This window comes from Candidatus Eremiobacterota bacterium (genome assembly GCA_031082125.1).
Taxonomy (GTDB): domain Bacteria; phylum Vulcanimicrobiota; class CADAWZ01; order CADAWZ01; family Ess09-12; genus Ess09-12.
The window spans coordinates 589,307-595,159 of sequence record JAVHLM010000001.1 but is presented as its reverse complement, the minus strand read 5'-3'; the positions used below and the strand labels follow the sequence as shown (position 1 = coordinate 595,159).

Genomic DNA, 5,853 nt, shown 5'->3' with positions numbered 1-5,853 from the left:
CGTACGTGACCAGCGGGAGGCCGGGGGCAGCCTTGAAAACCTGCCCGCCCTCCATGACGGCCTCGTAGCCGGGATACTCGCGGATCGCCTCGGCAGATGCCTCAGCGGCCTGGGCGGCCTGAGCAGCCTCCCGGTGTGGGGCCTCCCTGAGAAGAGATCCCGCCGGTGTATTCACAATAATTCTCCTTTCATATTTTTTTTGTTGAATTGGATACTCATGTATCCCTTATCTTATTATATACCAGGATACAGATAAAGTCAAAATATATGACGGCGGAAATGCCTGCAGTGATTGGGTTTGAAAGCCATCACCACATGGCCCGCAGAGGGACGAAGAGCCCTGTTTTGCGTTTTTTCTGCTCAAAGCCCCTGAAAGTCTCTCCAGCGAAAAAAAAGGCTTCATGCCGAAGGGCAAAGGCGAGTCAATGGAAAAAGGGGTGGGAGGAAAAATATTTTCAAGCTCTGAGCGTACAATCAGGCGCTTGAGAGCACTGGATCGGTCATTTATGCAATCCTGTTTATCGAAGATGGATTCAGCAGGATAAGTGAAATTGACGGTTCCAGGCCATGGGGAAGCTCAGCGCTTGTCCGGCCTGTGCTCTGAGAACCTGGCCTGTAAGTGAAAGTGCTGCAGGCCCGATAGAAGGAGAGCGGTTCTGTACAGAGAAGCACAGACAGGAGGGAATGGCAGGAGTATAATAGAGTGAGAAAGCGGGATAAACCGCAGGTGAGGAGGAGTGCGCCATGGCATCGGCGATTTGTGTCCTTGATGTTGCAGACTCCCGGGTTGACTGGAACAGGGTGGTCTATGAAAAGCTCCCGGAATTCATAGAAAAGAGCAGGGGGCCGGGGAGCCCTGTACCCTCCTTTGCGCCGCAGGCATCAGAAGCTATTGATGACCATCTGGCAGGGAAGCCTTCTTCGGTGAAGATCTGTGTTTTTTCCCAGCGGGAAGATCTTTATGGCGCCCTCTCGAGAATTGCGCTGGGAGACGGCAATCTCATGCTTATCTATTACTCCTACCCGGGAGGCACGCTTATCACCAAGACTGGATGTCCTTTTATCCTGATAGCCGGCAACAGCAGTTTCTGCCTTTCCCTGCGGAATCCCGAGATGAACCGCTTCAAAGCCGAGAGGATCGCCGCCGGCGAGCTTGTATCCCTGGTTCAAAGGCAGTTTCACCTGGTGCTCATGGAGGAGTGCCACTGGCAACAATGGTCACGCCACGTGGGCCTCACGGAAAAGGGAGAGGTTTTTGAAGATCCCAGGGCCCTCGTGGAGAACATGCTTGAGAGCGTGAGCCTTCATGAAAGTGAGAGGCCCCTTCTTCCCGCCCCAAGGAAAAAGGCGCCGATTGGTGAGCAGCCGGGGCGGGCTTCAATCTCGGGAAGTCTTCCGGCTCACCAGCGGAAGCGTCTTGAGGGCCCTCCGCAATCTCATTGAATGCGTTTCTGCATCCACACGACATCGAAGTCCTCGCCGAATTTCCTGCCCACCCGGCGGAGTCTTCCGCACTCGGTGAAGCCGTTCTTCAGGTGAAACCTTATGCTCTCCTCATTGCGCGATGAGATGCTTGCCACGATGGTATCGACGCCCAGGGCTTCCGCCTCCCTGACAAGGTAATGGAGGGCTTTCGTGCCGGCTCCCTTCCCGGTGAAGGATGGGAGGATGAAGTAGCCGATTTCGGCGGTGCGGGTAAAAGTGCTGGCGGGGTGATATGGCCTGAGGAGAGCAAATCCCACCGTGGCGCCTATATCATCGCAGATGGCGATCCCTGGATAGACTTCCGACATCTTGAGGAACACGTCGAAGAAGTCATAGTCAACGCGGTGCTCCGGGTAGGCAGCAAAGCTCTCCTCTACGAAATAGTTGAAGATATCGATGACGGCCTTGCGGTTTTTTTCAGAAAGTGGTTCAAAGGTAAATTCCATATTATTTTCTTATGCGCAGAAGCCTGAGAGTCCTGCTGTCAGGCTCGCATGTGACAGGAAGTTTTCTGGAGAGCTGAAATGAGCCAAGGGAAAAGGAGGTTTCCTCGTCAAGTATCCCATCGATCCCGCCATGATAAAATCCCATTCCCGCAAGCTCCTGCTGGAGAGCCTTCGTCTCCTTCATTGAAAGGCCCTTCATCTCCAGCGCCATGTCTTCTTCAGTAACCTCGCTTCCGCATATGAGCACTTCTGTCCCCACGCCGATTTCCCTGCGGCTCATGAGCTCGTCCATATCCCTGTTCCGCATGGCAATACAGCCCCATGTCCAGTTATATCCCACGCAGAGGCCATGGATCTGTATCTCGCCGCCGATTGGGGGGAGAGCGCCGCCCTCCGCGGGGAGAAGCCTGTGGGCCAGGGCGAAGCGGTACCTTATCCTGTCAATGGGCGTGGGATAATCCAGATCATAGGCTTTGTAATAGGTCGCATTATTCTGGACGCAGATTATCTTGTAAATTCCCTCAGGTGTCGAGGCTCTGTCCTGGAAAAGCTTTCTTCTCCGGGAGTTCTGGCCGAGATCAATGGGATAGCGCTTCATGGGAGCTCCATCGTCCCGGACCTCCAGTATGAAGTTCTCTTTGTCAACGAAGAGAGAGGGTTTCCTGAGAGGGGGAAGGGCAGTTCCGCTGGTGGTGCATGAGGCGAGGCTGCTCCATACCGGGAAACCGGGCAAGGGCCTGTAGCAGGCTCTGTAGTAATAGAAAGTATTATGGGCTGCTTTCCTGTCAATAAATGGCCATTCAGAGGGAGATGGAGAAAATCGGGCAACAGGGATGCGGAGGGGATCAGGAGGGAGCCTTTTCCCCGCAGTGGTCGATCGGTAAAGTTCCAGGGTGCCGCCTGCTTTCTGGGGAAGGAGGAAGTAAAGGGCCACCTCGCCGCCTGCCGAGGGGAGACACAGGATGGAAAAGCAGTGGATGCTGGTGCTCAGGGTGAGGGTTCTCACAAGAGCAAGCACGATGATGACGTACATAATATGTAAATCCCGAGATGATCCTATTGCACGATTTTAAACGAATTGAAGAACTTGTTGAACTCTGGTGAAATCTCCTGGAGCTTTTCTTTTACCGCTCCCACGGTAAGCACATAGGTTCTGTCACCGCAGGAAATGATTACCTGCTTGCTCAAGAAAAGCTGCGAGGGGTTGTTGGGAGCCGCGGTGACAAACCTGAACGAGAGGGCATCGTATCCGTTAAGCTTCATGTTCCCTGAGTTTTCCACGTTGCGCGCCCCTGTTTTTTCCTTCAGTCTCTCCCCCCACTTTGAGAGTGCCGGCATGTCCTTGCTCTCGAGGAACCTCACATGGATGTACGCTTCTGCCGTGCCTGTCATCAGATTCATCTTTACAAACTCAGGGGGGGTGGATTTCATTTCCTGAAAATTCCGGGGAATACTCATCTGGCAGCCTCTGAAGGTATAGAGGGGGCCTTCCCCGGGATGATTCTTATGAGAGAGCGGCTGCTCCTGCCTTCTTTGCTTCCACGGCTTTTCCTCTTGTTTCTGGCGGTAAGCAGGTACTTCCCTGCTCTGCTGTTGAAAGGGTGTCGTGAACCGGGGATATGAGATCGTTTCCGGGAGGGGGGGAAGCGCCTGGGTAGGTGCGGGCTCAGCCACGTAGGCAACGGTTTTCGTTACCGTCACCCGGGGTTGCACAGGCCTCTTTTTGTCAGTGCTTTTATGGTTCTTTTTTGTAAGAGCCTCGGAAGGTATGGGGCTTGCCTTTGTCGTTGCTTCCGCTGATAAGGGCAGGGGAGTGAATGGACTCGTGGCGGCTGCCTGCTGTGAGGGCTTCGAAGATATTTCCGGCGAAACGGAAGGCAATGCCGTGCTCTCCGGCGCCATGGTGACGGCGTTGCTCACGCCGCGGGGTATCACTATGATCTTTACCGCAAAAAGAGCCGATATGAGCAGGATCAGGCACACCAGGGCAATTCCTGTCAGTGACAATGGAGTGAGGACTTTTTGTGCTCTTGAAGATTCTCCAGCGGGAGTGAGGGTCTGCACCCCCCTGAGAGTCTCCGTGGTGATTGGAGTGTCGGCTTTCTTATGAGCGGGGCTTGTGCTTTGCTTCAGTTCAGGGTGGGTAAGGGCAGTGCGCATTTCTCTCATCGTCTGGAAGCGGTCCTCTGGAAGAACCTCGAGAGCTTTTTCTATTACTTTTTCGAAGTTCTCGGAGAGCGCCGTGTTTATTGTGCGGACCGGCACAAATTCAAAGAGCCCTTCGCCGAAATTCCAGCCGTTGGTGGCGAGGAAGTGGAGGGTTGCGCCAAGGGTGTATATATCGGAGCGCTCGTCGGTCTGCCTTCCGCCGTAATGCTCCGGCGATGCCGTGAGCGCGGTGCCCATCGGGATCGTGTCGCCGCTGCGGCTGTCCCTGTCCTTGTAAACGCGTGCGATCCCGAAGTCCACAAGGTGTATGTGCTCATTCAGGTCCAGTATGATATTCTGGGGCTTGAGATCGCGGTATATGATGGGGGGGCTCTGGCTGTGAAGATACTCGAATATGGTGATGAGCTCTTCAGCCCAGGCAAGGACGGTGCTTTCCTTCAGAAAGACCTCCTTGTTCTCCGGGACAAGCCTGTCGAGGCTTTTCCCCTCGATAAACTCGCTTACAAGGTAGTAATAGCCCTCTTCTTCAAAGAAATCGTGTATCTTGATGATCCCCGGGTGCCTGAGGCGCTCCAGGGTTGATTTTTCCTGGGAGAGGGCAAGGACATGCCGGGAGACAGTCCCGTCCACTTCCTTGACGAAGTATTCCTTTCCCCCCTTCACTCCTCTGTAAGCTACGCACATCCCGCCTGCCGCCAGGTAAGAGAGGGTATGGCCATTCTGCAGAGCGGTGCCGTCGGGAAGCACCATCACTGGCGTCCCTTCCTTGGTTTTTTTCCCATCGGGGGCTTGTACCCTTGTTCTCATTGCGCTGTGCCCTCGCTTCTCATGATGAGACCCTCTGTCACTCAAAAAGTTTCTCTCTCTCATGGTGATGATCCTCTCAATGTCTTGCAGGTGCTGAAAAGGTTGAATGGGCATGAAGGTTCTTTCTGGTGAGCATGATCTTCTTTATTTCATAAAGGCTCCTGGAATCGCGCCGAAGATACCGGCAGAACAGAAAGGTAACTTCCATGGAGTGGAGAATTTATCTATATATTTTCATAGGGGGGGTCATAAGTGAAGCAGGAAAAGCCTGGCCTGAAAATTCTCTATAACGGCACACCTATAAAGAAGCTCTGGCTTTCCGACATAGGAGAGAAGGGGTGCGAGGTGCTCCTTGTCGTTATGCCGCGGACAGGAAACGAAGAGTATTCGGTGAGGGCGGAATGCCCCGATGACTGGATGGAAATTCTGCCTCTAAAGTTTTCCACCACTGCGAAAAACCCTATGAAAGTGACCCTCAGGATCAAGCCTGGCGCAGGCAAGGCTGGTGAGATAAGACAATCCACCGTAACCTTCTCTCATCAGGCAGGCTCGAAGAAGCAACACGTTTTTCCGCTGGAGATAAAAGCCAGCTTTATCGCAGAACAGGGAGAGCCCCCGCTTCCCCAGCAAGCTTTAAAAGGTTCGGCGGTTTCTTCTGCCATGAAAGCCCCTGCTGCCGAGAAGAAGCCGCCGGCTGCCGAGAAGAAGCCACCTGCTGCAGAGAAGAAGCCGCCGGTTGCCGAGAAGAAGCCGCCGGTTGCCGAGAAGAAGCCGCCGGCTGCAGAGAAGAAGCCGCCGGCTGCAGAGAAGAAGCCACCGGCTGCAGAGAAGAAGCCTGCCGCACCACCGGAGTCCAGGACTCCTCAGGCAGGAACAAGGGCACCCGTCGCGGAGCCGAAAGCCCCCGCTGCCGAGGTGAAGCCTCCCGTGGCGGAAGCGAAGCCTG

General features: G+C 54.4%; 5 protein-coding genes. 2 read left to right on the top strand and 3 right to left on the bottom strand.

Annotation, left to right across the window (positions count from 1 at the left end):
- Window positions 1–744 precede the first annotated feature (744 nt).
- Window positions 745–1,443 carry a hypothetical protein gene (locus RDV48_02430; protein ID MDQ7821634.1) on the top strand — a complete coding sequence of 233 codons (699 nt, stop codon included), beginning with the start codon at window positions 745–747 and terminating at the stop codon, window positions 1,441–1,443.
- Here RDV48_02430 and RDV48_02425 read toward each other — a convergent pair.
- Genes RDV48_02425 through RDV48_02415 form a run of 3 tightly spaced genes read right to left on the bottom strand, consistent with a single transcriptional unit; the run spans window position 1,437 to window position 4,907 of the window.
- Window positions 1,437–1,931 (bottom strand): N-acetyltransferase family protein, encoded by a 495-nt coding sequence (locus tag RDV48_02425; protein MDQ7821633.1) that lies wholly within the window; start codon window positions 1,929–1,931, stop codon window positions 1,437–1,439. The two genes, RDV48_02430 and RDV48_02425, sit on opposite strands and share 7 nt — an antisense overlap.
- A gap of 1 nt (window position 1,932) precedes the next feature.
- Entirely contained in the window at window positions 1,933–2,964 is a 1,032-nt protein-coding gene (locus tag RDV48_02420; GenBank protein MDQ7821632.1) for a L,D-transpeptidase family protein, read from the bottom strand.
- A gap of 23 nt (window positions 2,965–2,987) precedes the next feature.
- Complete coding sequence (locus RDV48_02415) at window positions 2,988–4,907, bottom strand: protein kinase (GenBank protein ID MDQ7821631.1); 1,920 nt, start codon at window positions 4,905–4,907, stop codon at window positions 2,988–2,990.
- Window positions 4,908–5,159: 252 nt separating this feature from the next.
- On the opposite strand from RDV48_02415, the gene RDV48_02410 reads away from it, so the two are divergent.
- Window positions 5,160–5,853 (top strand): hypothetical protein (locus tag RDV48_02410; GenBank protein ID MDQ7821630.1); only part of this gene is annotated, 694 nt, incomplete at its 3' end.